The organism is Actinacidiphila sp. bgisy167 (genome assembly GCF_965342175.1).
Taxonomy (GTDB): Bacteria; Actinomycetota; Actinomycetes; order Streptomycetales; family Streptomycetaceae; genus Actinacidiphila.
This window is the reverse complement of the sequence record NZ_CBDRBL010000091.1, coordinates 1-26,416: the sequence shown is the minus strand read 5'-3', so window position 1 is coordinate 26,416 and position 26,416 is coordinate 1. Positions and strand designations below refer to the sequence as shown.

At 71.0% G+C, this 26,416-nt stretch carries 19 protein-coding genes and 3 pseudogenes; 17 read left to right on the top strand and 5 right to left on the bottom strand.

All coding sequences use genetic code 11. The features are described 5' to 3' along the window. Positions 1-109 precede the first annotated feature (109 nt). Both ACRWND_RS26355 and ACRWND_RS26350 read left to right on the top strand, forming a co-directional pair. A pseudogene (locus ACRWND_RS26355) lies at positions 110-632 on the top strand (NUDIX hydrolase). Positions 633-722: 90 nt separating this feature from the next. Further along, positions 723-842: pseudogene (locus ACRWND_RS26350) on the top strand (IS5-like element ISRhru5 family transposase); the annotation flags it as partial. Between the two features lie 79 nt (positions 843-921). On the opposite strand, the pseudogene ACRWND_RS26345 reads toward ACRWND_RS26350, so the two are convergent. Beyond that, positions 922-1,368 (bottom strand): annotated as a pseudogene (locus ACRWND_RS26345) (DEAD/DEAH box helicase); the annotation flags it as partial. A gap of 155 nt (positions 1,369-1,523) precedes the next feature. On the opposite strand from ACRWND_RS26345, the gene ACRWND_RS26340 reads away from it, so the two are divergent. Beyond that, positions 1,524-2,765, top strand: a complete 1,242-nt coding sequence (locus ACRWND_RS26340) for a DUF4192 domain-containing protein (protein ID WP_431953616.1) — start codon at positions 1,524-1,526, stop codon at positions 2,763-2,765. Here the strand turns inward: ACRWND_RS26340 and ACRWND_RS26335 are convergent. Further along, on the bottom strand, positions 2,677-3,987 hold the full coding sequence (locus ACRWND_RS26335) for an alpha/beta fold hydrolase (RefSeq protein WP_431953614.1): 1,311 nt from the start codon (positions 3,985-3,987) through the stop codon (positions 2,677-2,679). The genes ACRWND_RS26340 and ACRWND_RS26335 overlap by 89 nt on opposite strands. Positions 3,988-4,120: 133 nt before the next feature. Here ACRWND_RS26335 and ACRWND_RS26330 point away from each other — a divergent pair, with 133 nt between their 5' ends. The 6 genes from ACRWND_RS26330 (at position 4,121) to ACRWND_RS26305 (ending at position 12,426) form a co-directional block, all read left to right on the top strand. Then, a complete protein-coding gene (locus ACRWND_RS26330; protein ID WP_431953612.1) occupies positions 4,121-6,100 on the top strand; it encodes an amylo-alpha-1,6-glucosidase in 1,980 nt (659 codons plus the stop codon). Positions 6,101-6,193: 93 nt separating this feature from the next. Beyond that, positions 6,194-6,910 carry an NUDIX hydrolase gene (locus ACRWND_RS26325; protein WP_431953610.1) on the top strand — a complete coding sequence of 239 codons (717 nt, stop codon included), beginning with the start codon at positions 6,194-6,196 and terminating at the stop codon, positions 6,908-6,910. A gap of 32 nt (positions 6,911-6,942) precedes the next feature. Further along, entirely contained in the window at positions 6,943-8,568 is a 1,626-nt protein-coding gene (locus tag ACRWND_RS26320) for an ATP-binding cassette domain-containing protein (protein WP_431953608.1), read from the top strand. Between the two features lie 92 nt (positions 8,569-8,660). Further along, positions 8,661-9,569, top strand: coding sequence for a FadR/GntR family transcriptional regulator (locus tag ACRWND_RS26315; RefSeq protein WP_431953606.1), 909 nt, complete (start codon positions 8,661-8,663; stop codon positions 9,567-9,569). 325 nt (positions 9,570-9,894) lie between these two features. After that, a complete protein-coding gene (locus tag ACRWND_RS26310; RefSeq protein ID WP_431953605.1) occupies positions 9,895-11,460 on the top strand; it encodes an RNA polymerase sigma factor in 1,566 nt (521 codons plus the stop codon). 105 nt (positions 11,461-11,565) lie between these two features. Then, positions 11,566-12,426 carry a serine protease gene (locus ACRWND_RS26305; RefSeq protein ID WP_431953603.1) on the top strand — a complete coding sequence of 287 codons (861 nt, stop codon included), beginning with the start codon at positions 11,566-11,568 and terminating at the stop codon, positions 12,424-12,426. Positions 12,427-12,503: 77 nt separating this feature from the next. On the opposite strand, the gene ACRWND_RS26300 is transcribed toward ACRWND_RS26305, so the two are convergent. Further along, positions 12,504-12,734, bottom strand: a complete 231-nt coding sequence (locus ACRWND_RS26300) for a DUF7455 domain-containing protein (protein ID WP_018561886.1) — start codon at positions 12,732-12,734, stop codon at positions 12,504-12,506. A gap of 425 nt (positions 12,735-13,159) precedes the next feature. Between ACRWND_RS26300 and ACRWND_RS26295 the strand changes: the two genes are divergently transcribed. The 3 genes from ACRWND_RS26295 (at position 13,160) to ACRWND_RS26285 (ending at position 17,532) form a co-directional block, all read left to right on the top strand. After that, positions 13,160-15,286: a DNA gyrase/topoisomerase IV subunit B gene (locus tag ACRWND_RS26295; protein WP_431953601.1), complete on the top strand. Its 2,127-nt coding sequence runs from the start codon at positions 13,160-13,162 to the stop codon at positions 15,284-15,286. A gap of 192 nt (positions 15,287-15,478) precedes the next feature. Then, positions 15,479-15,928 carry a DUF485 domain-containing protein gene (locus tag ACRWND_RS26290; RefSeq protein ID WP_431953599.1) on the top strand — a complete coding sequence of 150 codons (450 nt, stop codon included), beginning with the start codon at positions 15,479-15,481 and terminating at the stop codon, positions 15,926-15,928. After that, complete coding sequence (locus ACRWND_RS26285; protein WP_431953597.1) at positions 15,925-17,532, top strand: solute symporter family protein; 1,608 nt, start codon at positions 15,925-15,927, stop codon at positions 17,530-17,532. Before ACRWND_RS26290 ends, ACRWND_RS26285 begins: the two co-directional genes overlap by 4 nt. A 189-nt stretch (positions 17,533-17,721) precedes the next feature. Here ACRWND_RS26285 and ACRWND_RS26280 read toward each other — a convergent pair whose 3' ends face one another. Together ACRWND_RS26280 and ACRWND_RS26275 are read right to left on the bottom strand one after the other, a co-directional pair. Further along, entirely contained in the window at positions 17,722-18,456 is a 735-nt protein-coding gene (locus ACRWND_RS26280) for a hypothetical protein (RefSeq protein ID WP_431953595.1), read from the bottom strand. A gap of 226 nt (positions 18,457-18,682) precedes the next feature. Then, complete coding sequence (locus tag ACRWND_RS26275; protein WP_431953593.1) at positions 18,683-19,588, bottom strand: sucrase ferredoxin; 906 nt, start codon at positions 19,586-19,588, stop codon at positions 18,683-18,685. Positions 19,589-20,017: 429 nt separating this feature from the next. Between ACRWND_RS26275 and ACRWND_RS26270 the strand changes: the two genes are divergently transcribed. The 5 genes from ACRWND_RS26270 to ACRWND_RS26250 all read left to right on the top strand — a co-directional run bounded on the left by ACRWND_RS26270 (position 20,018) and on the right by ACRWND_RS26250 (position 26,341). Next, positions 20,018-21,025, top strand: a complete 1,008-nt coding sequence (locus ACRWND_RS26270; protein ID WP_431953591.1) for a LacI family DNA-binding transcriptional regulator — start codon at positions 20,018-20,020, stop codon at positions 21,023-21,025. A 248-nt stretch (positions 21,026-21,273) separates the two neighbouring features. After that, positions 21,274-22,686, top strand: coding sequence for an ABC transporter substrate-binding protein (locus ACRWND_RS26265; protein ID WP_431953589.1), 1,413 nt, complete (start codon positions 21,274-21,276; stop codon positions 22,684-22,686). Positions 22,687-22,723: 37 nt separating this feature from the next. Next, a complete protein-coding gene (locus tag ACRWND_RS26260; RefSeq protein WP_431953587.1) occupies positions 22,724-23,698 on the top strand; it encodes a carbohydrate ABC transporter permease in 975 nt (324 codons plus the stop codon). Positions 23,699-23,712: 14 nt separating this feature from the next. Further along, positions 23,713-24,594: a carbohydrate ABC transporter permease gene (locus ACRWND_RS26255; RefSeq protein WP_431953585.1), complete on the top strand. Its 882-nt coding sequence runs from the start codon at positions 23,713-23,715 to the stop codon at positions 24,592-24,594. Positions 24,595-24,691: 97 nt separating this feature from the next. Continuing rightward, positions 24,692-26,341, top strand: a complete 1,650-nt coding sequence (locus ACRWND_RS26250) for a glycoside hydrolase family 13 protein (RefSeq protein ID WP_431953583.1) — start codon at positions 24,692-24,694, stop codon at positions 26,339-26,341. Positions 26,342-26,416 lie beyond the last annotated feature (75 nt).

The window sequence follows — 26,416 nt, the reverse complement described above, 5'->3', positions numbered from 1 at the left end:
CTCGATCTTGCATGAGGACCCGTCAGGTTGCTGACGGGCCCCCGGCGGCGCGAGCTAGGACGAGAGCCCGCTGGCTCCGTGGCGAGCAGCCCCTGGCATCGTGTGCCCCATGGGTGAACTGGTTGACCGTGTCGACGAGCAGGACCAGGTGCTGGGAGTTGTTGACCGGGCCGAAGCGATTCGTCAAGGCTGGCTGCATCGCATCGCCACGATCGTGTGCCGCGACGAAGACGGACGGATCCTTGTCCATCGCCGCCCGGAAGATTCGTCCCGCTTTCCCGGTCAGTACAACTGGATGCTCGGCGGTGCCGCTGATGTCGGCGAATCGTACGAGGAGGCGGCAGCCCGGGAGCTGTCCGAGGAGCTGGGCGTTCATGCCGCCCCGCGCTTCGTGCTCAAATTCCTGTGCTCGGGAGCTATCAGTCCCTACTGGCTCGGACTGCACGAGGTCGTCATCACCACACCCATCCGGCCGAGTGCCCAGGGAAGTCTCCTGGCATGACTGGCTCACCGAGCCAGAACTCGAATCCCTGGTACAGCGCAAGGAGTTCGTCCCTGACGCCCGCGAGGCATTCGATCGATACCGCAGCCTGAACCGGGCAGCCTTGCGCGCTGGCTGCCTGGTTTCGTGAGAGGAACCGCACTGTCCCGATCCTCTCGGACGAGGCCTGGGAGAAGATCGCTCCCTTGATCACGTACAGGCCGCGAGGGGTGACCCCAAGTTGGTGATGCTGGGGATCCTCTACAAGGTACGGACGGACACCCCGTGGCAGGAAATCCCCTCACTGTTCGGCCGGCGAGCCACTCTCCAGGCCTACTGGACCCGCTGGCGCGAGTCCGGCCTCTGGGAGCATGCGATGGACGTGCTGGCGACTACGCAGGGCACACGACTCCCTGATCCCGGTGCACCGAAGCTCCGGATCCGGTGTTTGATCCAGCCGTTGGCCATCCTGGAATCCGAAGGTCACCCCGATGACGTAGCCGCTCCGGGCTCACCAGCAGGACGTCGACTTCACCCGCGGCGACCTCGGACTGCACCGCGTCCCATCCCTCGGGATTGGCCGAGTTGATGGTGCGGGCGCGGATGCCGGCCTGGTCGGCGGCGTCGATCTGGTTCCGCATCAGTGCCAGCAGCGGGGAGACGATCACCGTGGGACCGCTGCCGCGCTCCCGGAGCAGCGCGGTGGCCACGAAGTACACGGCGGACTTGCCCCAGCCCGTGCGCTGCACCACCAGGGCCCGCCGGCCGTGTGCGACCAGCGCCTCGACGGCGCGCCACTGGTCCTCGCGCAGGCGTGCGGTGCCCGTCGGGTCCCCTACGAGCCGACTGAGGATCGTGTCGGCGGCGGTGCGCAGTACGGTGGTCATGCCCCCATGCAACCCGATGGCACGGACACCCGCGCCAACCGCGCGAAGGCGGCCTGTGGACAACCGGCCCCCGATGAGTGTGATGATATGCGCGAGTTGTCCACAGGTTTCGCGAGGGGCTGGCGGACATCCGGGGTCTGCGGGACCTTCGGATCATGACTCAGCACACCGATTCCCCTCGCCCCTCGGACGATCCGAAGGTCACCCTGCGCAGCCCCGGAGAACTGGCCGCCGCGCTTCCCTTCCTCTGCGGCTTCCACCCCGACGACAGCATTCTGATGATCGCCCTGCACGGCGAGCGCGGTCGCTTCGGCGGCCGGGCTCGGCTCGGCATCCCGCAGGATGCCGCCGAGTGGCCCGGCGCCGCGCAGCAGTTGGCGGAATGCCTCGTGAACGGCAGCGAGCAGCGTGGTGCACGGCCCGACGCGATCGTGCTCTTCCTCGTACAGGAACCCGCTCCCGGCGAGGAGCCCCACCAGGTCATGGAACGGCTGCGCCCACTGGCCCAGCGGCTGCGGGTCGCCTGCGGCAGGCTTGACGTCCCCGTCGTCGAGGCGCTGTGCGTCTCCTCCGGACGCTGGTGGTCCTACTGCTGCCCGGATCCCGAACGATTCCCGCTCGAAGGCATCGGGATCACACAGTCCGGCGATTCCGTGATGGCTGCTGCGGCCGCCTATGCGGGTCTGCGGATCGGCGGCTCCCTCAGGGAGATGGAGCAGCGCCTCACCCCGCCGCCGCCCGGCGCACCGGCGTCCGCCGCCCGCGCGGAGGCCCTGGACGCGGCGGCCGCCTCCCTCGTCCCGCGCATGCTGGAACGGGACGACTCCGACGAGGTGCGGCGCACCACCCTGCGCATGCTGCGCGAGGCGCTCGAGCGCTTCCGGGCCGCCACACCGGTGGGAGACGGTCCGGAGGCCGACGGTGACGACGACGCGCTGCTGGACGACGCCGAAGCCGCCTCGATGATCCTCGGGCTCCAGGACCGAGCCACCCGCGATGCGGCAGCCGAGTGGATGGACCCGCCGCACACCGACCCGGCGGTGCGTCTGTGGCGGGCGCTCGCCCGGCGCTGCGTCGAGCCGTACCACGAGCACGCCGCCGCGCCCCTGACTCTCGCGGGCTGGGTGGCCTGGTCCGCGGGGGACGAGGCGACCGCCCGCGTGGCCTTCGGCCGCGCTCTGCACCTCGCGCCCGACTACACCTTCGCGCGGCTGCTCCATGCCGCGGTCAACAACGGCCTCTCGCCGGAGCCGCTCCGCCGCTACCTGCGCCGGCAGAGCGTCGCACGTGCCCGCCGGGCGGCGCTGCTCACAACTCGCCGCGGACCAGCCGGATCAGCCGGTCGAGGACCCGGCCGCCACTCACCCGGAGCCCGTCGTGCTCGTACTCGTCGGTGACCCAGGTGCGCAGGTTGCGGACGGAGCGTGCGGTGGCGAGCGAGTCGGCGGTGTCCACGTACATGTCGTCGTGGTACACGGCCGCCGCCACCGGCACCTCGTTGCGTGCCAGCTGAGCCGGGTCGTACAGGTCAGGCCACTGCTCGTGCTGCGCCAGATGGTGCGCCGTCTCGCGCAGCGGTGCCAGCGCCGGGTCCGTCGCGAACATCCAGGGGTAGATCATCTCGCCGGTCAGCAGTACCGGCGCGTCGTCCGCCAGCGCCTTGTCGACGTCGAACTGCGGGAACTCGGCGCGGACCGACTCGGCTGCCCAGCCGGTGGCCCGGGGCGAGACCGAGCGCTGGCCGTAGATCGACTCGTGGAGCACGGCGTAGAGCGGATTGCCCGCGAAGGACAGATGACCCTGCACCTCGGCGAGGAAGGAGTCGGAGAGCTGCGGGCCGGATCCACCGGTCACGAAGGCGTCCTCGAGCAGATAGTGCAGCGTGTGCGAGCCGGTGCCCGTGCCGAGCAGCGTCCCGGTGGCCTGGAAGGCCTCAGCCGTCAGCAGACCGCCGTCCGCGAGTCGGACTTCGCGCTCGCGCAGGTGCCGCACGACCATGCGGACCGCCTCGACGTCCTCCGGGTAGCGCGCGTAGTGGGCCGCGATCTTCCGCTCCACGCGGGGATAGGCTGCCCTGTAGACGCCCTCGGCCGTGCTGCGCAGGCCGGCGAGCCCGCCGGTCACGAAGGCCTCGCGGACCCCCTCGGGGGCGAAGGAGAGGTAGGTAAGGGTGCAGAAGCCGCCGTAGCTCTGCCCGAGCAGGCTCCACCGGCCGTCCTCGCCGAGGAGCTCGCGGCGGATGAGTTCCGAGTCACGCACGATCGAGTCGGCCCGGAAATGCTCCAGATAACTGGCCTGCGCCGAGGCGTCTCCGCGCAGCGGCAGAGTCTGCCGGTTCGCCGGGGTGGAACGGCCGGTGCCGCGCTGGTCGAGCAGCAGCACCCGGTAGTCGTCCAGCGCGCGGGTGAGCCAGCCGTCGCGGCCCAGCGGCCGCGGCGACCGGCCGCCCGGTCCACCCTGGAGGAACAGCAGCCAGGGCAGCGGATCCGTTTCCCTCCCGGCGGCGACGACCTCCCGTGCGTACACCTCGATCCGCTCACCGCCCGGATCCGCGTGGTCGAGCGGTACACGGAAGGTGTGGTCGGTGATGACGGTTCCCGGCTGGCGGTAGACGGCCATGGCTCTCTTTCCGGTGATACGGACGGTTTCCCGATCAGGAACCGTAGACGGCGCGTGACCCGAGTGCCCACATGGCCGTTCTACGTGGGTAGTGGCGGCAGTGCCCGAGCGAGCGATCCGACGTGGAGGTGGCATGAGCCCGCAGCCGGTCAACCGGCCGCCCCGGCAGGACCGGGGGCCGCAACCGGTGCACGACGCCGTGATGTGCGTCGCGGCCCCCGCGCTCGCGGTCTCGCCGGAGCACGGGCAACTGGACGGAAGCGGCCTCGGCGGCTTCTACCAGGGCGGCCGGCGGGTACTGGCCCGCTGCGAACTGCGCATCGCCGGGGCGTCCCCGGTTCCCGTGCAGGGCGGGCTCGTGACGGCCGGACGAGCGCGGTTCACCTCGGTCGCGCGGGTTCCGGGCGACACGGCACCCGATCCGGCTCTCACCGTCGAAAGGCTCCGCACGGCCGGGGGCACCGAGCGCATCACCGTCCACAACACCGGATCGCGGCCCCTGCGCATCCCGTTCGAGGTGTCCCTGGCGACCGATCTCGCCGAACTGGCGGCCGTCTCCGCCGGATCTCCCGGTCCGGAGCTGCAGTCCAGCGTGTGCGACGCGGGGCTGCTGTGGTCGGCGGAGGGACTGCGTGCCCGGGTCACCGCCGAGCCGGCACCCGAGAGTGCCATGGCCTCCGCCGGGCTGCTGTGCTGGGATCTGGCGCTGCCGCCCGGGGCGTCCCGCACCATCGAACTGCGTGCGACCCTGGAGCCCGCTGTCGCCGGCGTGAGCGGCGGATCCGCCCCGGCGGTCCCCGTGCCCTGGTCGGTGCCGGAGATCCGTGGCGCGGACGGCCGGGCGCAGACGCTGCTGCGCACCGCCCTCGACGATCTGCGGGCCCTGCTGCTGCGCGACCCCGGGCACCCTCAGGAGGTCCATGTGGCGGCGGGCGCCCCGTGGCGGCTCGGTCCCGCCCCGGCCGACGCCCTGTGGGCGGCCCGCATGCTGCTGCCGCTGGGGACCCGACTGGCGGCCGGCACCCTGCGGGCGTTCGCCCGCCGCCAGGATCCCGAGACCGGCGGCCTGCCGGGCCCGTTGCGCCATTCAGGCCCGCATCTGCCTCCCACCTGCTCGGGGGTGGAGGCGGGGCTGCTCTTCGTCACCCTGCTCGCCGAAGCACGCCGGTGGGGACTGCCCGAGCGGGACACCGAACAACTGCTGCCGGCCGCCGAGAGCGGTCTGCGGTGGCTGCGGTCCGTCGTCGCCGAGGGCGGATACGTCCCCGATCCCGTGCCGGGCGGTCCCGTGCGCTGCGAGGTACAGGCCCATGCCCACCGGGCCATGCTGCACGGCGCGGATCTGCTCCAGGCTTGCGGACGCCCGGGTGCGCAGGAGTGGCGGGAGCGAGCCGAGGCGCTGCGTCGGAGGTTCCGGGAGGATTTCTGGCTGGACGACCCCGCGGGCGGGATTCCGGCCGCCGCGCTCACACCCGACGGCAGACCCGTGCCGCATCTGGGCTCCGCAACCGCCCACCTGCTCGACACGGGTCTGCTGGGCGGTTGCGAGACCGCCCCCGGTCTGCTGGACAAGGCGCAGACGGAACAACTGGCCGGCCTCCTCGTGGCTCCGGAGCTCGCCTCGGGATGGGGGCTGCGGACCCTGTCCGCCAAGGCCCCCGGCTACAACCCCTTCGGCCATCGCGGCGGAGCGGTACGAGTCCATGAGACGGCGGTCGCGGTCGGCGGACTGGCGTCGGCCGGCCACGACCGGGAGGCGGCGGCGCTGCTGCTGGGCGTTCTCGACGCGGCCGGTGAGTTCGGCCACCGGCTGCCCGAGATGTATGCGGGGGAGCAGCGGGACGAGTCCCGCCGTCCCGCCCCGCACCCGACGGCCGCACGGCCCGCCGCCGTGGCCGCCGCGGGGGCCGTCCACATGCTGACGGCTCTCGCCGGGATCCGCCCGGACGCTCCCGAACGCGCGGTGGCCCTGCGTCCGCTGGCCCCCTTCCCGTTGGGGGATCTCGGCCTCGCCGGGCTGAGGGTGGCCGAGGAGCCCTTCGCGATCCGGATCGACGCGTCCGGCACGGCCGTGATCGAGGAGGCGGCTTCCGGGCTCCGGATCGGTGACTGAGCCCGCCGGAGGGCAGTCGGCGCCGCTCCGCCGTCGTCGCGTCATCCCGTCAACCTGCTGTTTATCGTCAGGAAGACGACTATGATCACGGGCATGGCGCCCTACGACCCGTCAGCTTTCCCGCCCTTCGCCGTCACTGTCGATCTCGTCGTGCTCACTGTGCGCAGCCATGCCCTGTGTGCCCTCGCGGTCCGCCGCGGTGAACCGCCCTACCAGGGCCGGTGGGCGCTGCCCGGAGGCTTCGTACGCGGCGACGAGGACCTGGCCGGGGCGGCCGCCAGGGAATTGGAGGAGGAGACCGGACTGCAGGCGGGCAGCGGGGTCCACCTCGAGCAGCTCGCCACCTACGGCGACCCCAAGCGGGACCCGCGTATGCGCGTGGTGAGCGTCGCCCACCTCGTCCTCGCCCCCGACCTGCCCGCGCCCCGAGCCGGGGGCGACGCGCGCAGCGCCCGCTGGGCCCCCGTCGAGGAGTTGCTGCGCAACGGCGAGGAGGGCACCCTCGCCTTCGATCACGCGCGCATCCTGGCCGACGGCGTCGAGCGCGCCCGTTCCAAGCTCGAGTACTCGGCGCTGGCCACGGCCTTCTGCCCGCCCGAGTTCACCGTCGGCGAGCTGCGCCGGGTCTACGAGGCGGTGTGGGGCGTCGCCCTCGACCCGCGCAACTTCCACCGCAAGGTGACAGGGACGGTGGGCTTCCTCGTTCCCACCGGCGGCACGACGACCCGTCAGGGGGGACGTCCCGCACAGCTGTTCCGCGCGGGCGGCGCAACCCTTCTGAATCCACCCATGTTGCGGCCAGAGGTGTAAATTCCGGGCCATTTGCGCGTTATGGTGCAAGCGTGATCCAGGCCATCGGATTGACCAGTGCGTCCCGGCGCGGCGAGCCCCCTGCCGTCGACGACCTCACCTTCGACGCCCGCCCCGGTGAGATCACCGTCGTTCTGGGTGACAGCGGCGCGGGCAAGTCCACCGTCCTGCGGCTGATGCTCGAACTCGAACCGGGACGCGGTGTCACGCTGTTCGGCGGGCGCCCCCTGCACCGCCACCCCCGTCCTGCGGCCGCAGTGGGCGTCCTCCTCGGCGACGTCCCCGGCCACCCCTCCCGGACCGCACGCGGACACCTGCGCATGCTCGCCGCCGCGGCCGGCGCCCCGGCCGAACGCGCCGACCAGGTCCTGGAGGTGGTGGGCCTGCGCGCGACGGCCGGGCGCCGGCTGGCGACCTTCTCCCTCGGCATGGACCGCCGCCTTGGCATCGCCGCCGCCCTGCTCGGTGATCCCCCCGCGCTGCTGCTGGACGACCCCGCCCAAGGGCTTGCCCCGCACGACACCGCCTGGTTGTACGGCCTGCTCAAGGCGTACGCGGCGCGCGGCGGCGCCGTGGTGGTCACCTGCGCGGACCCCAAGGCGGCGGGCAGGCTCGGCGATCACGTCGTCACCCTGGACAAGGGCCGGCTCGTCGCCGACCAGTCCGCCCACGAGTTCGGCCGCCGCCGGCTGCGCCCGTACGTCGCCGTCCAGTCGCCCCAGGCCGAACGCCTGGGCCTGCTGCTGGCCGGCAACGGCACCGAGGTCACCCACGAGAGCGGAAGCCGCATCCGTGTGCACGGCCAGACCACTGCGCAGGTCGGCGAAGCCGCTTTTCGCAACGGCATCCTCCTGCACCGCCTCGCCGACGAGGTCGCCGACACCGGCGTTCCGGAGGTGCCCCGCTCCGACCGGCCCGCGGCGCCCCTCGCTGCCGCGCGCGCCGCCGTGCCGCCGCCCGGTCCCGCCCGGCCCGTCCGCTACGAGCTGCGGCGCCTCACGGGCGTCCGCGGCCCCTGGTGGATCGCGCTCGCCTCCGTCCTGCTCTCAGGCCTGGCCACCGCGGTACTGCTCCGCACCGGAGACCACGCCTCCTCCCTGCGCCTGCTGACCGGCTGGTCGCACACCATGCCCCTGCCGCCCACCGCGTTGGGCGGCGGACTCCTCGGCGCGCTCGCCTACGGGCAGGAGTTCCGCTACCCCGCGCTGGCACCCGCGCACGCGCCCGTACCCCGCCAACTCCGTCTGCTGCTGGCCAAGCTCGTGGTCAACGGGTTCGCGGCGGCGCTGATCGCCCTCCTGGGAACGGCCCTCGGCCTCGTGGCGATGCGCCTCGAACCCGGGCCGAGCGGGCCGTACTCGCCGTTCTCTCTCGCCACGGCCGCGGCGGCCTCGACGGCTCTGGCGATCGCCTGCTGCTGGGCCGGTGTGCTGGCGGCCGGGGTGTTCCGCACCACGGCGCTGGGCCTCGCCGGTGTCCTCGCGGTTCCGCTTCTGGTGGCCCCGGCGGTGCGGCGTGCGGCGTCCACCTCTGCGCTCGACATGGCACGCCTGGCGACCCAACCAGTCCGCTATTCCTTCGTTTTGTCACTACTCGCTCTCTTGTGTGCCTATGCGGCAACACTCTTGCGCCGGAGAAACCCCATTTCCTTCCGATAAGGCGTCAATTATCAGGTGATGAGTGCTCACCCTTTCGTGTGCTTTTCAGGAAAGCCCTCAAGGCGTCCCGCCCCATCGCCGACAAATGATGCGTGAGTACCCTTGCGCACACCATGATGACCGCGGCCCGTCCCGCCGACCCGAGTCTCGGGGGCGGGGACATCGACCGCTATCCGTACGCCGACGCCCCGGCCGGCCTCGACCGCCCCGCCGGCGCACCGACCTGGGACGGAGGCGACGCCGACCTGGGCCGGGTCGGCCGTCGCGCCGCCGGGAGCCGTGGCCGCGGGCTGCACGGCCAACTCGTCCAGCAACTCGGTCAAATGATCGTTTCCGGCGATCTCGGGGCCGACCGCCCGCTCGTCCCCGAGGAGATCGGTCAGCGTTTCGAGGTCTCCCGTACCGTTGTCCGCGAGTCGCTGCGGGTGCTGGAGGCCAAGGGGCTCGTCAGCGCCCGGCCCAACGTCGGCACCCGGGTGCGCCCGGTCAGCGACTGGAACCTGCTCGACCCCGACATCATCGAATGGCGGGCCTTCGGTCCGCAGCGCGACGACCAGCGTCGCGAGCTGTTCGAACTGCGCTGGACCATCGAGCCCCTGGCCGCCCGCCTCGCGGCGGGTCACGGCCGCGAGGACGTCCAGCAGAGGCTCATGGACATGACCGACATCATGGCCCACGCGGTGGGACAGGGTGACGGCCTCACCTTCTCCCGGGCGGACGCCGAGTTCCACGCTCTGCTGCTGCAGGTCGCGGGCAACCGGATGCTGGAGCACCTGTCCGGCATCGTCTCGGCCGCCCTGCAGGTCTCCGGAGGCCCCGTCACCGGCTGCGAGCGCCCCGGTGAACACTCGGTGGCCCTGCACGCGCGGGTTGTCGAGGCGCTGGCCGCCTCCGACGGTGCCGAGGCGGAGACCGCCATGCGCCAGCTGCTCGCCGTCCACCCGGATTCGGGTTCCGGCGGCCCGGCGGACCATGTCGTCCCCGCCCCCCGCGAGCACTGAGCGGCCCCGCGCGGCACGATACGGCACCGACTTCCGCCGCCGGTCCACACCCTCCGGGTCCGGCGGCGGAGCCGTCCGTCATATTCGGCTCACTTGCCGCGGACCACGCATGGTCGCGGCGTATGCGGGGAGTGTCCTGGTATCCAGTGATTGAAGCTGATCGGGGGTGTGACTCGGACCACGTACGGCTGGGCGTAACGCTCTCGGCGGCAGCGCGATGAGCTTAGAGGTGGCGGCCGTGCATGGAATATCCGCGACGAACATGACGCTGAGTTGCTGCGCGGTTCCCACCGTAGTCGTTTTCCATCGTTCCGAGAGGTTGTTCGTGTCGGCCAGCACATCCCGTACGCTCCCGCCGGAGATCGCCGAGTCCGAGTCTCTGATGGCGCTCATCGAGCGGGGTAAGGCTCAGGGTCAGATCGCCGGCGACGACGTGCGCCGAGCCTTCGAAGCGGACCAGATCCCGGCAACCCAGTGGAAGAACGTTCTGCGCAGCCTCAACCAGGTCCTCGACGAGGAGGGTGTGACGCTGATGGTGAGTGCCGCCGAGGCGCCCAAGCGCACCCGTAAGAGCGTCGCAGCCAAGAGCCCGGCGAAGCGGACCGCCACCAAGACCGTCGCCACCAAGGCCGCCCCGGTCAAGAAGACCGTCGCTGCCAAGGGCGCGTCTCCCGCCCCGCTCACGGCGGCGGAGTCCGTGGCGGACGTGGACGACGAGGCCGTGGCTCCCGCGAAGAAGGCCGTCGCCAAGAAGACTGCGGCGAAGAAGACCACCGCGACGGCCAAGAAGGCCGCCGCCAAGAAGACCACCGCCTCCAAGGCCAAGAAGGACGACGAACTCGTCGACGGCGACGACCTCCTCGAGGACGTCGCCCCCGGCAAGGACGAGGACGTCCCCACCGCCGAGGCCGAGGCGGAGAGCTTTGTGCTGTCCGACGAGGACGAGGACGACGCGCCCGCGCAGCAGGTCGCCGCAGCCGGTGCCACCGCGGACCCGGTGAAGGACTACCTCAAGCAGATCGGCAAGGTCCCGCTGCTCAACGCCGAGCAGGAGGTGGAGCTCGCCAAGCGCATCGAGGCCGGTCTGTTCGCCGAGGACAAGCTGGCCCAGCCCGACAAGCTCGCCCCCAAGCTCAAGCGCGAGCTGGAGATCATCGCCGAGGACGGCCGCTGGGCCAAGAACCACCTGCTGGAGGCCAACCTCCGCCTGGTGGTCTCGCTGGCCAAGCGCTACACCGGCCGCGGCATGCTCTTCCTGGATCTGATCCAGGAGGGCAACCTCGGTCTGATCCGTGCGGTCGAGAAGTTCGACTACACCAAGGGCTTCAAGTTCTCGACCTACGCGACCTGGTGGATCCGCCAGGCGATCACCCGCGCGATGGCCGACCAGGCCCGCACCATCCGCATTCCCGTGCACATGGTCGAGGTCATCAACAAGCTGGCCCGCGTCCAGCGCCAGATGCTCCAGGACCTGGGTCGCGAGCCCACCCCGGAGGAGCTGGCCAAGGAACTCGACATGACACCCGAGAAGGTCATCGAGGTCCAGAAGTACGGCCGCGAGCCCATCTCGCTGCACACTCCGCTCGGCGAGGACGGCGACAGCGAGTTCGGCGACCTCATCGAGGACTCCGAGGCGGTCGTGCCGGCCGACGCGGTCAGCTTCACCTTGCTCCAGGAGCAGCTGCACTCGGTCCTCGACACGCTCAGTGAGCGGGAGGCGGGCGTGGTCTCCATGCGCTTCGGCCTCACCGACGGGCAGCCGAAGACGCTGGACGAGATCGGCAAGGTGTACGGGGTGACCCGTGAGCGCATCCGGCAGATCGAGTCCAAGACCATGTCCAAGCTGCGTCACCCCTCGCGGTCCCAGGTGCTCCGCGACTACCTGGACTGATCCGCAAGGCGCCCGGCGGTCTTTCCGGACAGTTCTCCGGATGCGACCCCGGCCCCGCGAGGTCACTGTGGGTGCTCAGGGAATTCCGGACGGTGAGGAGAATGCATGCTTTCCTCGATCCGCACGCTGGTCGGCGGGCTCATAGCCGGGTCCGCGCTCGCGCTGTCGCTACCGGCTTCCGCCACCGCAGCGGCGGTGGAGTACGCCCCTGGCGCCCCGAGCGCCGACAACGGTGTCATAGGTGGCGTGCCGGTCACCACGGAGCAGTACCCATGGGCGGTGGTCCTGGCCAGCCGGTCCCGCTATGGCGCGAACCGCTCGGGGCAGTTCTGCGGCGGGGCGCTCGTCGGGCCGAACACCGTGGTCAGCGCCGCGCACTGCTTCAGCCCGACCGCGCTGGGCGGCGACTGGAAGCTGGTTCCCGACCTGCGTGTCGTCGCCGGGCGGACGGATCTCGCCGGCTCCGCCGGCACGGAGGTGGGGGTCCGCAGTGTCTGGGTCAACCCCGCGTACGACCCTCTGACGAACAGCGGCGACGTAGCGGTGATCACGACTGCTGAGCCGTTCCCCGTGGCGAGCGCGATACCCATGGCGGCTCCGGGAGACGTGAGCTCCTACGAGGCGGGAACGCCGGCACAGGTCTTCGGCTGGGGGGACACGGCTGGCCTGGGGACCTACTCGAACATCCTGATGGCCGCGAACGTGTCGGTGCTCGCGGATTCGGTCTGCGAGCAGGCCTATCCGGGCAGTGCCGAAGGCAAGTACCGGAAGAGCGACATGGTCTGCGCCGGCGACCTGGCCGGCGGCCACGATTCGTGTCAGGGGGACAGCGGCGGTCCGCTCGTGGCGGACGGGCGGCTGATAGGTCTGGTGTCCTGGGGCGCGGGATGCGCCCAGGCAGGACATCCCGGCGTGTATACCCGGGTCTCCGCGGTGGCCGGACTGGTCGGCACCCACGTGTCGTGAGGTGAGCCGGACAAGCCCACGGGCGGCCTCCCTCGCGGGAGGCCGCCCGTCTTGAGAGCTCGTCGCAGTGCTACGCGTCAGCGTTCGTCGTCGGCCGCGACGGTCGGGGCGGCGGTGAGCCGACCGGTCTCGTCCTGTATTTCCGCAGCGATCTTCTTCAATTCGGGCTCGAACTTACGCCCGTGGTGCGCGCAGAAGAGCAGCTCGCCGCCGCTGATGAGTACGACGCGCAGGTAGGCCTGGGCGCCGCAACGGTCGCAGCGGTCCGCCGCAGTCAGCGGGCTCGCGGGGGTCAGAACAGTAGTCACGTCGCCTCTTCTCTAGCTCGACGAGCTGTCGTACCAGGGTCAACATCCAACCAGGCCGAAACTGTTCCCGCTCGGGTCTTTTCCTTGGAAACCGTTGTCGTAGCGGCCGGATGCTGCCGATTGGCGGCGAATGATCCTCTGGCGTCTTATCTGTCGGCTTAGGGGTCGTTCTGGCGCATCTGGTCAGATTGTTCGGTTATGTCCCCCCGGCCCTGCGGCCGGTTGTTGAGGAGGACGTGCCCCGAGCCTAAATGGTTCATGCCTCGAGTGGAACGTGACATGTGTATCACTCGATCGAGCGATCGAACACGTCTTCGAAGAGGGGCTAGCATGGTGCCCATGCCGGGTCGCGGCGAAACGGCCGTGAGCGACCTCGGTACCCTCTCACCGATACGGCTGAAGAACTTCATCGAGGAGACGTTCGCGTGACCGCCGAAACATCCGTGCCGTCCACCGCGTTGCTGACCGGTGCAGATCGTGACGGCTCCAATTACACAGCGCGACATCTGCTCGTGCTCGAGGGTCTCGAAGCGGTCCGCAAGCGCCCGGGCATGTACATCGGCTCCACCGACAGCCGCGGCCTCATGCACTGCCTGTGGGAGATCATCGACAACTCGGTTGACGAGGCCCTCGGCGGCCACTGCGACCACATCGAGGTCATCCTCCACGACGACGGCTCCGTCGAGGTGCGGGACAACGGGCGCGGCATCCCCGTCGATGTCGAGCCCAAGACCGGCCTGTCCGGCGTCGAGGTCGTCATGACCAAGCTGCACGCCGGCGGCAAGTTCGGCGGCGGCTCCTACGCGGCCTCCGGCGGTCTGCACGGCGTCGGCGCCTCCGTCGTCAACGCGCTGTCGGCGCGACTGGACGTGGAGGTCGACCGCAGCGGCCACACCCACGCGATCAGCTTCCGCCGCGGGGTCCCGGGCGGCTTCGCCAAGAACGGCCCCGAGGCGCCCTTCGAACCGGGCAACGGGCTGGAGAAGGTCAAGAAGGTGCCGCGGGCCCGCACCGGCACCCGCGTCCGCTACTGGGCGGACCGCCAGATCTTCCTCAAGGACGCCAAGCTCTCCCTGGAGACCCTTCACCAGCGGGCCCGCCAGACCGCGTTCCTCGTCCCCGGGCTCACGATCGTCGTCCGCGACGAGCGTTCCGACAACGGAGCCGAGGAGGGCAAGTCGGTCGAGACCTTCCACTTCGACGGCGGCATCAGTGAGTTCGCCGAGTACCTCACCCCGGACAAGCCGATCTGCGATGTGCTGCGGCTGTCCGGCAGCGGCACCTTCAAGGAGACCGTCCCGGTCCTCGACGACCTCGGCCACATGACCCCCACCGAGGTCACCCGTGAGCTCGGCGTCGACGTCGCCCTGCGCTGGGGCACCGGCTACGAGACCACGCTGCGCTCGTTCGTGAACATCATCGCCACCCCCAAGGGCGGCACCCATGTGCGCGGTTTCGAGAACGCCGTCACCAGGACGTTCAACGAGGTGCTCCGCGCCACCAAGCTGCTGCGCGTCGCCGAGGACGACATCGTCAAGGACGACGCCCTGGAAGGCCTGACGGCGGTCGTCACGGTCCGGCTCGCCGAGCCGCAGTTCGAGGGCCAGACCAAGGAGGTGCTGGGGACCTCGGCGGCCAACCGCATCGTGGCCAATGTGGCGTCCCGTGAGCTCAAGGCATTCCTCACCTCCACCAAGCGGGACGACAAGCAGCAGGCCCGTGCCGTCCTGGAGAAGGCCGTCGCGGCGGCCCGCACCCGCATCGCGGCCAGGCAGCACAAGGAGGCCCAGCGCCGCAAGACCGCGCTGGAGTCCTCGTCGCTGCCGGCCAAGTTGGCCGACTGCCGCAGCGACGACGTCGACCGCAGCGAACTGTTCATCGTCGAGGGCGACTCGGCGCTGGGCACCGCCAAGCTCGCGCGCAACTCGGAGTTCCAGGCGCTGCTCCCCATCCGGGGCAAGATCCTCAACGTGCAGAAGTCCTCGGTCTCGGACATGCTGAAGAACGCCGAGTGCGGCGCCATCATCCAGGTCATAGGGGCCGGCTCGGGCCGCACCTTCGACATCGACCAGGCCCGCTACGGCAAGATCATCATGATGACGGACGCTGATGTCGACGGCAGCCACATCCGCTGTCTGCTGCTGACGCTCTTCCAGCGTTACATGCGGCCCATGGTGGAGGCAGGCCGGGTCTTCGCCGCCGTGCCGCCGTTGCACCGGATCGAGCTCACCAACCCGCGCAAGGGCCAGGACAAGTACGTCTACACCTACTCCGACCGGGAACTGCGCGAGACGCTGCTGGAGTTCGAGCGCCAGGGAATCCGCTACAAGGACTCCATCCAGCGCTACAAGGGTCTCGGCGAGATGGACGCCGACCAGCTGGCCGAGACGACGATGGACCCGCGTCACCGCACCCTGCGCCGGATCAACATCAGCGACCTGGAGGGCGCGGAGCTCGCCTTCGACCTGCTGATGGGCAATGAGGTCGCCCCGCGCCGCGAGTTCATCGCCAACTCCGCCGCCACGCTCGACCGTTCGAGGATCGACGCCTGACGCACGGGCACGCGCACCGGTGCCTCCGCGGTCAACTCACCCGTCCGTGGAGGGCGCCGGCGCCGCCCACCCCCGGGAGTGGGGGCACCGTCACCCGATGAGGTGAAGGTTTCGGCTTGGAGGCTCCCGCATCCTCCCGCGATGTCCATGCTTGGGCGCACGGCTGATCGGCCCGTGAAGCGAGGAGAGTTCGTGAAAGAGCACGACCGGGCGGAAACCGGAGGGCTGCGGGTGGACGACCCCTGGTACGACGTCCTGGCCGCGGGGAAGTGGGAGGGGCCGGAGCCGCCGCCCCTTCCCCTCCCGCCGCAGGCCCGCCCGGCCGACGACCACGCCGGGGTCTACCGGGAAGTGCAGGCCAGCGGCCCCTTCCAGGAGGTCCGCTCCCGGTACCGGCGGTTCGTCTTCCCGGCGGCTGCGGCCTTCCTCACCTGGTACCTGCTCTACGTCCTCCTGGCGACGGCCGCTCCGCGCCTGATGGCCCGCCCGCTGGCCGGCGAGCTCAACGTCGCCATGGTCCTCGGCCTCGCCCAGTTCGCCTCCACCTTTCTGCTGACCTGGGCCTACGCCCGGCACGCCCGACTGCACCGGGACCGGGCGGCCCTCGACCTGCGCTGGGACACCCAGGAGCGGATGCGGTGACCGGCAACCACCAGGGACTCGCGCTGGTCCTCTTCACCGTCTTCGTCTCCGTCACCCTGGCGATCACCGCCTGGGCGGGCAGGCGGCGCAGTTCGTCCGTGGAGTTCTTCGCCGGCGGACGGCTCTTCTCCCCGCTGGAGAACGGATTCGCCATCGCCGGCGACTACATGTCCGCCGCCTCCTTCCTCGGCATCTCCGGGCTCATCGCGCTCTTCGGCTACGACGGCATGCTCTACTCCGTCGGCTTCCTCGTCGCCTGGCTGCTCGTGCTGCTCCTCGTCGCCGAACTCGTCCGCAACTGCGGCCGGTACACCCTCGCCGACGTCCTCACCGCCCGTATGCGCCGGCGTCCGGTCCGGATCGCGGCGGGCATCTCCTCGGTGACCGTCTCCGTGCTCTACCTCGTGGCCCAGATGGTCGGCGCCGGAAGCCTGGTCTCCCTGCTGCTCGGCGGCCAGGGCACAGCCGCCCGCACCTGGACGGTCATCGGCGTCGGCGCACTCATGGTCGTCTACGTCGCCTTCGGCGGCATGCGGGCCACGACCTGGATCCAGATCGTCAAGACCGTGCTGCTCATGGGCGGCGCCGTCACCCTCACCGCACTGGTCCTTCTCCGCTTCCACGGCGACCTCGGAGCGCTGCTTCGCCGGGCCGCCCAGGGCAGCGGCCACGGCCGGGACTTCCTCGGGCCCGGCCTGCTGTACGGGCAGAGCTGGACCGACCGGCTGGACTTCATCAGCCTTGCCATCGCCCTCGTCCTGGGCACCGCCGGGCTGCCGCACATCCTGTCGCGCTTCTACACCGTGCCCACGGCGCGGTCGGCACGGAGGTCGGTGGTCTGGGCCATCGGGCTCATCGGCGGCTTCTACCTGATGACGATCGTGCTGGGCTGCGGCGCCGCGGCGCTGGTCGGCTCCCACACCCTGAGCGCCTCCAACGCCGCCGGGAACACGGCCGTGCCCTTGCTCGCCCTCGACCTGGGCGGGGGAGCGGGCTCTACCGGTGGCACGGTCCTGTTCGCCGTCGTCGGGGCGGTCGCCTTCGCCACCATCCTGGCCGTCGTCGCCGGGATCACCCTCGCCTCGTCCGCCTCCGTCGCGCACGACCTTTACGCGACGCTGCGCCGCCGAGGCGCCGAAGCGGACGGCAAGGCCCGGGAGAACCAGGACGTGAAGGTGGCCCGGGTGGCCGCGGTCTGCATCGGCGGCGTGGCCATCGGGCTCAGCCTGTTCGCGCAGGGCCAGAACGTGGCCTTCCTCGTCGGGCTCGCCTTCGCCGTGGCGGCATCCGCCAATCTGCCCGCGCTGCTGTTCACGCTGTTCTGGCGGAGGTTCACGACCCGGGGCACGGTGTGGGCGATCTACGGCGGCCTCGTCCCGGCTGTGGTACTGGTGGTGCTGTCCCCGGTGGTGTCCGGTAGCCCGCAGTCGCTCTTCCCGGGCGTGGACTTCCAGTACTTCCCGCTGGAGAACCCTGGCCTGGTCTCCATCCCGCTGGGCTTCGCCGCGGGCTGGCTGGGCACGGTCCTGTCGCGTGAGCCGGCCGACGAGGACAAGTTCGCCGAGGTGGAGGTACGTTCGCTCACCGGGGCCGGCGCGGTGTGACGGGGGCCCGGGAGAGCGGCTCCGCACGGACATCGCGGCACACCGCCGTACCCCGGGCCCCGCTCCGGGCGGAACGCCCGGGCCGCGAGATCACCGCCCGCGCTCAAACCGTTCGAGCCGTACCCGTCGGTCGCCGCACAATGAGGCGGGCCCCCGACGCCGCTGGTGCCCTTCGCCGCTGGATGCGGGTCACTTCCTGACGCGGAGCTCCGTGCGGATTCTTGTGGTGCTGTCGGCCCACTCCGTCAATGACGGGGACTTCGTGGCACCGCTGGCGTCCGCGTTCACATTCATCACGAAAGCGACCGTGCTGTCGTCGGCCCACGCGCAGTACGGGAGGCTGAGCGTGGCCAAGGTGCCGAGCGTCCCGCACTTCATGATGTCGCCGTCGAAGCCGGAGGGGTGGACTTCCCTGGGACCCTCGCTGCCGGGGGCGGCGTCCTTGGCGGTGAAGGAGGTGACCACCGTGTCGAGCACGGCTCTCGGGTCGCTGAGGTCTCCGTAGGCGCCCCAGACGAGCACCGACATGCTGCCGTTCCTGTAGTCGCCGAGCACGGCGGTCGCGCCGTCGAGTTCCGGGGGATTCCCGGCCGTGGCAGCACCCTGGTCGGCCGTGTGGCTGAACTTGGTGAACCGGCCGTCGAGCAGCGTGGCCGGCATGGACAACGTGTAGTCGCCGCTGCCGCCGGCTGTGAGGGTGAGGATGCCGGCGCCTATGACCGCCGCGGCGACCACGGCGCCGGCCACGGCGGCGATGACCTTGCCCTTCCGCTTGGGGGACAGGGGCGGGGGCGGGGCGTCCTCAGTTCCGGACTGCGGGCTGTGCGGGCCGTGCCGTTCCAGCGGCTGCCGAGAGGAGCCGGGCTCACCCTCGATATCCGGCTGCTGCGTGTCTGGCGACGGTGGCAACTGGCCGAAGGCCACGGATGGTTCCTCTCGTCGAACTGGTGTCTCGACGCACTCTCGCTGATCATCGGGGCCGCCCGCAACGGAGTTGCCGGCATGGGGCGATCCGGCGTACGCATGCCCGGCGGATCCCCGAGCTCTCGACCCCGTGACCTCCGCGCGCCCGCCCTGCCGCCGTGGACCCCCTGTTTCCGGGTCATCAGCCGGGAGGCGGGGGTGCCTATACGGCGAATGCGAGCAGGACCTACACCGCGGAGTTCGTCAGGACGGCCGGCTGGATGCCGCTGATCTCCATCCGCAGCGGTGCTCCCAAGGCCGCCCCGCAGCTCTCGGGCCGGGGCGGCTCCGCGGCTACCTGCGTCACCTCGACGTCCCACACCCGGCCGTCGAGGTGTCGCACGCGGGTCCCGCGCTCACTGTCAACGGTCAGAGCGTCAGCGCGCGTCTCGCCGGTCAGCCGCCGCACGGCCAGTTCGGCGGCCTGTCCCGGTCGCTCCCATGCGGAACGTCCTCTGCAGCCCTCCAGCACCATCAGGCCCTCGCGGGCAGCCGCGAGCACCCGCCGGGCCAGGCCCACGTCGACCCGACCGTAGGCATAGCCGTACGGCAGCACCAGCATGGTCGGCGAGAACCGGTGCCCGCCCAGGTGGGTCACCTCCCACACCTCACCGCTCCCGGAGGCGGCCAGTTCGGCGGCGAGCGGGCGGCCGCTCAGGGCACAGCAGCGGTCGCGCCTGCCGTTGGTGCAGACGAGGGCGAGCGGATCCCCCTCATAGGGTGTGCCGAAGCCGCGATGGTCGCCGAGGCCCAGCGCCTCGAAGTCCAGGCTCAACAACGCGCCCGGGTCCTCCACGACGGCCTCCCGCACCCAGGCGCCGCCCGGCACGGTGTGCGCCACGTAAGCCGTGCGCCGCAGCACGTCGTGCCGGTCCGCGTGCCGCCCGGGCCGTCGGATCAGCCCGACTCGTACTCCGGTTCCGGCCGCGGCCCGCTCCAGTGCCCTGCCCACCCGCGGATCCAGGTGGCTACCGGTCAGCGCCTTGGGACCCCACGGCCCCGGCTGCTCCAGCAGCAGCCAGGTCCGCGCGGTGGCCGCCGTCGCGGCGACGGGCTCAGCCAGTGAGCTGGACGCGGAGGTGCAGGTGCTCATGAAGGTAAGCCTAACCTTCTGCGTCGCGCCCGGCCCTTCACCCCCCTGTCAGCTCCCGAGCCGTGCGGCGAGCGGGCCGATCACGGCGGAGTACCGAAAGGGCTCTCCGGGGCGGTGGGGCCATGCGTCGAAGGCCGTCGAGTGGTGTGCGGGCAGTCAGAGGCGGGACATCGGGGACAGCGGCGCGAGGTGGCCGCCCCGGAGGGACGCGGAGGGGAACGGTCGCGCAGGGTTCGGGGCGGACCGCCTGGCTGCGCCGGGAGGGGCGAGGAGTGTGCCGAGTCGAGGGCCTGCCGGCGCGCCTGCCCGGTTGACGGCGGGCGGCACGCGGCCCTCGCGCCGTCCCTGCGGCCCGCCGCGTCGCCTGCGTCCCGGCAGCCTTGCGCATGAACGCAAACCACTTGCATGTCGTGTCGTATGCTTGCGCTCATGACGCGACGGCTTGCCGAGGTAGCGAAGAAGGTCGGGGTCAGTGAGGCCACCGTCAGCCGGGTGCTGAACGGGAAGCCGGGGGTGTCGGAGGGCACCCGGCAGGCGGTGCTCACGGCGCTCGACGTGCTGGGGTACGAGCGGCCGACCCAGTTGCGGGGGAACCGGGCGCGCCTGGTCGGGCTGGTGCTGCCGGAGCTGCAGAACCCGATCTTCCCGGCCTTCGCCGACATCGTGGGGGCGGCCCTCGCGCAGCAGGGCCTGACGCCTGTGCTGTGCACGCAGACGACGGGCGGGGTCTCGGAGGCGGACTATGTCTCGCTCCTGCTCCAGCAGCACGTCTCCGGTGTGGTCTTCGCCGGGGGCTTGTACGCGCAGGCGGACGCGCCGCACGACCACTACCGCCTGCTGGCGGAGCGGAACCTGCCGGTGGTGCTGATCAACGCCGCCATAGAGGACCTCGGCTTCCCGAGGGTGTCGTGCGACGACGCGGTCGCCGTGGAGCAGGCCTGGCGGCATCTGGCCTCGCTCGGCCACGAGCGGATCGGGCTGCTGCTCGGTCCCTCCGACCACATGCCCTCGCGGCGCAAGCTCGCCGCGGCGCGGGCCGCGGCCGCGGCGGCAGGCGGCTCGCTGCCGGACGAGCACGTCGGGCGGGCGATGTTCACACTGGAGGGCGGTCAGGCCGCGGCTGCCAAGCTCTGGGAGCGCGGGGTCACCGGGATCATCTGCGCCAACGACCCGATGGCCCTCGGGGCGGTGCGGGCGGCGCGGCGGCTGGGGCTGTCGGTGCCCGCGGATGTGTCGGTGATCGGTTACGACGACTCGGCGTTCATGACGTGCACCGACCCGCCGCTGACCACCGTGCGGCAGCCGATCGAGGCGATGGGCCGCACCGCCGTCGAACTGCTCGCGTTGAAGATCGCGGGCAAGCAGGTGGCCTCCGACGAACTGCTGTACGAGCCCGAACTGGTCGTCCGCGGGACGACGGGGCCCGTGCGCGGCTGAGCGGCCGCACGCCCCCGCGGACCGGGCGGTTCCGATAACACCGGAACCGCCCGGTCCGCGTTTGCGGCCTCGGCGTTCCCGTTTCGTCAACACCCGTTGCGACTTCGCTGCCCAGCTGCGCAAGCTGGTCGATGATTTGCGAAATCTGCGCGACATCTTGCGGACACCTGTGTGTGGTGCTTGAGTGTGCGACGCCCCCGCTGCGTGTGGTCGGGGGCTTCGACGCTTATGCCCGAAGGGGACCACCGATGAGAAGCTCCTGGTTCCGCCCCGCCCGCCGTGCCTCCGCGGCCACCCTCGTCTCCGCACTGGCCCTGGCCGTCCTGACCGCCTGCGGCACCAGCAGCAGCGCGGGCAACGACGACAACCCGCGCGGCGGCGCGTCCGACCCCACCGCCCCGCTGGACCCGAAGGCCAAGGTCACGCTGACCATCGACTGCATGCCGCCGGCCGCGAAGAAGGCGGAACTCAAGGAGTGGAAGGAGGACGTCGCCGCCTTCAACAAGAAGTACCCGAACGTGACGATCGACGGTAAGTCGACGCCCGGCCAATGCCTGGAGCCGGCCCGCTTCACGGCGGCGCTGAAGGCCAAGTCGCAGCCTGACGTGTTCTACACCTACTTCACCGACCTGGAGCAGGTGCTCGACAACGACGGCGCCGAGGACATCAGCGCGTACGTCACCGACAAGACCGTCCCCGCGCTGGCGGACATCGACCCCGACGTGCTCGGCGTCCTGAAGAAGGACGGCAAGCTCTACGGGCTGCCCACCAGCAACTACCGCATGGGCCTGCTCGTCAACCGCAAGCTCTTCACCCAGGCCGGGCTCGACCCCAACAAGCCCCCGGCCACCTGGGAGGAGGTCCGCACCGCGGCCAAGGCCATCGCGGCGCTCGGCAAGGGCATAGCCGGCTTCGGCGAGTACAGCGCGCAGAACACCGGCGGCTGGCACTACACCGCGACGACGTACGGCCTGGGCGGCGAGATCGTCTCCCCCGACGGCACCAAGGCGGCCTTCAACACCGACCTCGGCAAGCAGATCGTGCAGAACCTGCACGACATGCGCTGGACCGACGACAGCATGGGCAAGACCCAGCTGCTGAAGTGGGGCGACCTGCAGAAGCAGATGGCCGCGGACAAGCTCGGCATGTTCCTGGCCGCGCCCGACGACATCACGTACATGGTCCAGCAGCTCGGCGCCGACTACGCCAACTTCGGAATGGGCCCGATCCCCGGCGGCAAGGCCACCCTCTTCGGCGGCAACGACTACATGATCAAGAAGGGCAGCTCGCCCGACAAGATCAAGGCCGCCATCGCCTGGCTGAACTTCAAGACACTCACCCCTGGCGCGGGCCAGTTCGACTACGCGCGCAGCAAGGCGGACGGCCTCCCCGTCGGTCTGCCCCAGCCGGCCTTCTTCACCGGTGCCAGCAAGACCAAAGACGACCAGTTGAAGGCCGCCAGCGCCACCATGCCGGTCGAGAACTTCCGCGCCTTCATGGACAACCCGGTCCCCGGCAAGGCCGAGCCGCCGAAGGCCCAGGAGATCTACAAGGTCCTGGACAACGTGATGTCCGGCGTACTGACCAACAAGAACGCGGACGCCGCCAAGCTGCTGGCCACTGCCGAGACCCAGGTCAACCAGGTTCTCGCCAACCAGTAGCCCAGGCCCCCTCGGCACCCGGCACCCAGGAGCGACGATGTCGGCCCCCAGCGCCCCCACCCTGCCCGCCAGCACTCCCGCGAAGAGCCGGTCGCGCCGTACGGTGCGCCGCCCCGCCCCGGACGGCCGCCGTCCGGGGCGGGCCGGCCGCTCCCTGCGCCGCAACCTCACCGCGCACGGCTTCCTGATCGGCGCCGTGCTCTGCTTCGGGTTCTTCTCCTGGTACCCGATGGTCCGGGAGGTCCTGCTGGCCTTCCAGAAGACCGAGGACGGCAACATCACCTGGGCCGGCTGGTCGAACCTTGACTACGTCTTCCACGACCCGGCGTTCTGGCAGGCATGGCGCAACACCCTGCTGTACACCGGCCTGGCCCTGCTGCTCGGCTTCGCGGTGCCTTTCCTCGTCGCACTGCTGTTCAACGAACTGCGGCACGCGCGGGGCTACCTCAGGCTGCTGGTCTACCTGCCGGTGATGCTGCCGCCGGTGGCCTCGGTGCTGCTCTTCAAGAACCTCTACAACCCCGAGTACGGCCTGTTCAACCGCATCCTGGAGGTGCTGCACCTCCCCCAGCAGCAGTGGCTGCAGTCGACCAGCACCTCGATGCTGTCGGTGGTCGTCGCCGCCACGTGGATGAACATGGGCGGAGCCACCCTGATCTACCTGGCCGCCCTCCAGGGCATCCCCGGCGAGCTCTACGAGGCCGCCGAACTCGACGGCGCCGGGCTCCTGCGCAAGATCTGGCACGTGACGATCCCCCAGACCCGGCTGATCCTGTCGCTGATGCTGCTCATGCAGATCATCGCCACGATGCAGGTCTTCACCGAGCCCTTCCTGCTGACCGGCGGGGCCGGCCCGGAGGGCTCCACTCTCACCGTCGTCTACCTGATCTACCAGTACGCCTTCAACTTCAACAACTACGGCGGCGCCGCGGCGCTCGGCCTGGTCCTGCTCGTACTGCTGGCGGTCTTCTCCGCCGGCTACGTGCGGCTCAGCCGGGTCGCGGACGAGTAGGGCGGGAGCCACCGATGAGCAGCAGCACCCGAACGCTGATTTCACCGACCCAGCTGGCGAGCCGCCGCGGCAAGGCCCTCTACCGGGCCGTGCTCGCCCTGGTACTGGCCGCCTTCACGCTGGTCTTCCTCGGCCCGCTGTACTGGATGGCCGCAGGCGGCCTGAAGTCCACCGAGGAGTTCGCGCGGATCCCGCCCACCGCCTTCCCGCAGGCCCTCCACCCCGGGAACTACACGAGCGCCTGGGACGTGATGGACCTGTCCCACCTGCTCCTCAACACGCTCTGGTACGCCGTCGGGGCGCTCGCCTTCCAGCTGGTGTTCGACGTGGCGGCCGCCTACTCGCTGTCCAAGCTCCGCCCGGTGCTGGGCAACGTGATCCTCGGGATGATGCTCGCCACGCTGATGATCCCGGCCACGGTCCTGGTCGTACCGCAGTACCTGACCGTGCTGGACGTTCCGGTCTTCCAGCGCAACCTGCTCAACTCGCCCTGGGTGATCTGGCTGCCGTCGGTCACCAACGCCTTCAACATCTTCCTGCTGAAGCGGTTCTTCGACTCGGTCCCGCAGGAACTGCTGGACGCCTCCGCCATCGACGGAGCCTCCCCGCTGCGCACCCTGTGGTCGATCGTCCTGCCGATCTCCCGCCCGATCCTCGGAGTGGTCTCCATCTTCGCGGTCGTCGGGGTCTGGAAGGACTTCCTCTGGCCGATGCTCACCCTGCCCGACCCGACGAAGCAGACGCTCAATGTCGGCATCTACTCGCTCGCCAGCGGGGTGCCGGAGAACTGGCTGCTCGCAGCACTCGTGATGGCCTCGGTGCCCACCCTGCTGATCTTCCTGATCTTCCAGCGCAACATCATGAGCGGCCTCACCGCCGGAGGCCTCAAGGGCTGAGACCCTGCCCCGGCGGCCTCCGGCCGCACCTGTCCAGCACCACGCCGCCCGCCGCGGGCGGACGGCGCGGTCCCAGCTGCCCGAAAGGACCAGTGACGTGGCAGACACCCACCCGGCCGAGGCCACCGACGCGTGGTGGCGCGGCGCCGCCATCTACCAGGTGTACGCACGCAGCTTCGCCGACGGAGACGCGGACGGCACCGGCGACCTCGCCGGGGTGCGGTCCAGACTGCCGTATCTGGCCGCGCTGGGCGTGGACGCTCTCTGGTTCAACCCCTGGTATCCCTCGCCGATGGCCGACGGCGGCTACGACGTCGCCGACTACCGGGCCATCGACCCGGCCTTCGGGACCCTGGCCGAGGCCGAGAAGCTGATCGCCGAGGCGCGCGCCCTGGGCATCCGCACCATCATCGACATCGTCCCGAACCACGTCTCCGACCGGCACGTCTGGTTCCGGGCGGCCCTCGCGGCCGGGCCGGGCAGTGCCGAGCGGGGGCTGTTCCACTTCCGCTCCGGCCGCGGCGAGGACGGCGAACTGCCGCCCAACGGCTGGCGCTCCCAGTTCGGCGGCCCCGCCTGGACCCGCCTCCCGGACGGCGACTGGTACCTGCACCTGTTCGCCCCGGAGCAGCCCGACCTCAACTGGGCCCACCCCGCCGTACGGCAGGAGCACGAGGACGTGCTGCGCTTCTGGTTCGACCGCGGCGTGGCCGGGGTGCGCATCGACTCGGCCGCCATGGTCGCCAAGGACCCGGCGCTGCCCGACTTCGTGGAGGGCACCGACCCGCACCCCTACATCGACCGCGACGAGCTGCACGACATCTACCGCTCCTGGCGCGCCGTCGCCGACTCCTACGAGGGGGTGCTGATCGGCGAGGTGTGGCTAGCGGACACCGAGCGCTTCGCCCGCTACCTGCGTCCCGACGAGCTGCACACCGCCTTCAACTTCGACTTCCTCGCCTGCCCCTGGGAACCGGAGCGGCTGCGCGCCTCCATCGACGCGACCCTGGCCGCGCACGCCCCGGTCGGGGCGCCGGCGACCTGGGTGCTGGCCAACCACGACGTCACCCGTACCGTCACCCGCTACGGACGCCGCGACACCGGTTTCTCCTTCGCCGCCAAGGCCCACGGCATCCCGACGGACGTCGAGCTCGGCACCCGGCGCGCCCGCGCCGCCGCCCTGCTCACCCTGGCCCTGCCGGGCTCGGTCTACCTCTACCAGGGCGAGGAACTCGGGCTGCCCGAGGTCGAGGACATCCCGGCCGAACTGCTGCAGGACCCCATGTACTTTCGTTCCGGCGGCACCGACCCGGGCCGCGACGGCTGCCGGGTGCCGCTTCCCTGGTCGGGGGACACGCCTCCGTACGGTTTCGGGGGTGACCGGCCCTGGCTGCCGCAGCCGGCCGGCTGGGCGCGCTACACCGCTGAGGCGCAGGAGGCGGACCCCGGCTCCATGCTGAACCTGTACCGGACCGCGCTGGTGCTGCGCCGCGCCGAGCCGGGCCTCGGCGAGGGCCCGATGGAGTGGTGCGACGGTCCCGCTGGCGTGCTCGCCTTCCGCCGTGAGGGCGGCTTCGGCTGTGTGCTCAACCTGTCCGGGGAGCCCGTCCCGCTCCCCGTCCACCGACAGCTCCTGCTGGCCAGCGGGCCGCTCGCCGCGGACGGCCGGCTTCCCGAGGACGTCTGCGTGTGGCTGCGCCTGGACGACCCGGCCGGACCCGGCGGGAGGGCGGCGCACACGTCCTGAGACCGCGAACGCCGAGGGCGGGGGGGGGGGGGGGGGGGGGGTGGGAGGGGGGGGGGGGGGGGGGGGGGGGGGGGG

Coding starts and splice junctions, on each gene's coding strand:
- ACRWND_RS26340 (WP_431953616.1), top strand. CDS start 1,524: ATGACTCAGCACACCGATTCCCCTCGCCCCTCGGACGATCCGAAGGTC.
- ACRWND_RS26335 (WP_431953614.1), bottom strand. CDS start 3,987: ATGGCCGTCTACCGCCAGCCGGGAACCGTCATCACCGACCACACCTTC.
- ACRWND_RS26330 (WP_431953612.1), top strand. CDS start 4,121: ATGAGCCCGCAGCCGGTCAACCGGCCGCCCCGGCAGGACCGGGGGCCG.
- ACRWND_RS26325 (WP_431953610.1), top strand. CDS start 6,194: ATGGCGCCCTACGACCCGTCAGCTTTCCCGCCCTTCGCCGTCACTGTC.
- ACRWND_RS26305 (WP_431953603.1), top strand. CDS start 11,566: ATGCTTTCCTCGATCCGCACGCTGGTCGGCGGGCTCATAGCCGGGTCC.
- ACRWND_RS26275 (WP_431953593.1), bottom strand. CDS start 19,588: ATGAGCACCTGCACCTCCGCGTCCAGCTCACTGGCTGAGCCCGTCGCC.
- ACRWND_RS26270 (WP_431953591.1), top strand. CDS start 20,018: ATGACGCGACGGCTTGCCGAGGTAGCGAAGAAGGTCGGGGTCAGTGAG.
- ACRWND_RS26265 (WP_431953589.1), top strand. CDS start 21,274: ATGAGAAGCTCCTGGTTCCGCCCCGCCCGCCGTGCCTCCGCGGCCACC.
- ACRWND_RS26260 (WP_431953587.1), top strand. CDS start 22,724: ATGTCGGCCCCCAGCGCCCCCACCCTGCCCGCCAGCACTCCCGCGAAG.
- ACRWND_RS26255 (WP_431953585.1), top strand. CDS start 23,713: ATGAGCAGCAGCACCCGAACGCTGATTTCACCGACCCAGCTGGCGAGC.